Below are 2,311 nucleotides of genomic sequence, written 5' to 3' on the forward strand. Positions count from 1 at the left end.
CCTACGTGCCGGACCTGGCGGCGGCGATGATCCTCGCGGCGCGCACGCCCGCACTCTGGAACAGGGTGTGGCACGCGCCCACAGGCCCGGCCCTCACCCAGCGGCAGCTCGCGTCCGCATTCACCGGGGCCGCGGAGGTGCGCGCCCCGAGGATCGGAACCATGCCGGGCTGGGTCTTCCGGGCAACGGAAATGTTCTCCCAGGACATGCGGGAGCTGGCGGAAACGCTCTATCAGTTCGAGAAGCCCTTTGTGATGGACTCCGCCGAAAGCCAGGCCGCCCTTGGCCTGCGCCCCACCCCGCTTCCCGAAGCCGCAGCGGCGACGGTGAAATGGTGGCAGGCGCAGGGTTGAGTGTCCGGCCGGAAAACGGGCAGTCCTACCGGTGGCCGGCACCCTCCAGGTCGGTTTCGAGGCTGCCACGGCCGTCCCGCTGAACCGCAGCATCCAGTTCAGGCCTGCCGGGCTTGCTGGGCCACCAGATGCGCGGGCCGATGTCGTAGGCAAGGGCGGGCACCAGCAGCGAGCGCACCAGGACGGTATCCAGCAGCACGCCGAACGCCACAATGAACGCCAACTGCACCAGGAACATGATGGGGATGATGCTGAGCGCGGCGAACGTGGCGGCCAGCACCACTCCGGCCGAGGTGATCACGCCGCCGGTGACGCCGAGCCCGCGCAGGATGCCGGGGCGCGTCCCGTGCTTCAGCGACTCTTCGCGCACACGGCTCATCAGGAAGATGTTGTAGTCCACGCCGAGGGCCACCAGGAAGACAAAGCCGAACAGCGGAACAGTGGCATCTGCGCCCGGGAAGCCCAGGATGTTGTTGAAGACCAGGGCCGAGACGCCCATGGCCGCGCCGTAGGACAGGACCACGGAGAGCACCAGAAGCACCGGAGCCAGCACGGACCGCAGGAGCAGCATCAGGATGATCAGGATGACCACCAGGACAATGGGGATGATGATCACCAGGTCACGCTGGGCTGTGGTGTTGGTGTCCAGCGCAGTTGCCGTGACACCGCCCACCAGCGCATCGGCGTCGACCGTCTTGACCTGCTCACGCAGGACCTTGACGGCATCCTCGGCCTCAATTGAATCCGCGGCGTAGTTCAGGGTGGCGTTGATCAGCACCTTCCCCTCGCGGACATCCGGCGAGCCTGGCGTACCGGGAGCTCCGGTGATGGGGACGCTGCCGGCGGCCAGGAGGTACGCGTCTCCCACGCCGTCGGCCGCCTTGACCTTTTCCAGCACCTCGTCAGCCTTGCTTTCGTCCGCGACCACGACGGCGGGACTGCCGCTGCCGGCGTCGAAGTGGCGGGCGAGGGCGTCCTGGCCGTCAACGGCATTGGAGGCGGAGAGGATAACGTCCGTTTGCGGCACGCCGTTGGCCTTGAGCTGGAGGATTCCGGCAGAGGCAACGAGCAGCAGGAGGACCGAGGCTACCCAGACCGTCCGGGGGCGGCGCGAAACCAGGGAACCGGTGGCCCGCCAGAGGCCCTTCTGCCCTTCCAGGCCCGTGACCAGTTCGGGTTCACGCTGGTCCGCCGGAACAAGCTTGGGTACGAATGGCCAGAAGGCGGCCCGCCCCAGGAGCGCCATCAGGGCCGGCAGCAGGGTCAGCGCTGCGAAGAGTGCGCAGAGGATGCCGGCAGCAGCCACGGGGCCGAGGCCCTTGTTGGAATTCAGGTCCGAGAAAAGCAGGCAAAGCAGGGCGATGATGACCGTGGCGCCTGAAGCGAGGATCGGCTCGAACGAGGCCTTCCAGGCGGTCAGCACCGCGGAGGTCCGGTTGGTGGTGTGGGTGAGCGCTTCGCGGAACCGCGCTACGTAGAGCAAGGCGTAGTCCGTGGCGGCACCGATCACCAGGATGGAAAGAATTCCCTGGCTTTGGCCGTTGAGCTGGATCCACTCGAGCTTGGCCATTCCGAACACCAGCAGGATCGCGGCGCACAGCGCGAACACCGAGGTCAGGAGCACCGCGATGGGCAGCAGGAGCGAGCGGTAGACAATCAGCAGGATCACGAAGACAGCACCCAGTGCCACCAGGAGCAGGATTCCGTCAATCCCGGCAAACGCGCTGGTCAGATCTGCCGCCAAGCCCGCAGGTCCGGTCACAAAGGTCTGCATTCCTTCCGGTGCGCCTTCGGCGATGAAGTCACGCAACTCCTGGACGGATTCCTTGACTTCACCCGAGGAATCGATGGGGGCGATGAACTGTACTGCTTTCCCATCCTCGGACGGGATGGGGCCAATCACCGAGCTCCCCAACCCAAGGCCCTCAAGTCCGGTCTTCAGCGAGGCAAGCCCGCCG

Annotated in this window: 1 protein-coding gene and 1 pseudogene; one reads left to right on the forward strand and one right to left on the reverse strand. The window is 66.5% G+C overall.

The window, feature by feature from the left end; translation table 11 throughout:
* Nucleotides 1-353, forward strand: a pseudogene (locus DBR22_RS10465) (NAD-dependent epimerase/dehydratase family protein); the annotation flags it as partial.
* Nucleotides 354-378: 25 nt separating this feature from the next.
* Here the strand turns inward: DBR22_RS10465 and DBR22_RS10470 are convergent.
* Nucleotides 379-2,311 (reverse strand): MMPL family transporter (locus DBR22_RS10470; protein WP_108598966.1); only part of this gene is annotated, 1,933 nt, incomplete at its 5' end.

Origin of the sequence: Arthrobacter sp. HMWF013 (assembly GCF_003061105.1) — a bacterium.
In the GTDB taxonomy this organism is placed as follows: domain Bacteria; phylum Actinomycetota; class Actinomycetes; order Actinomycetales; family Micrococcaceae; genus Arthrobacter.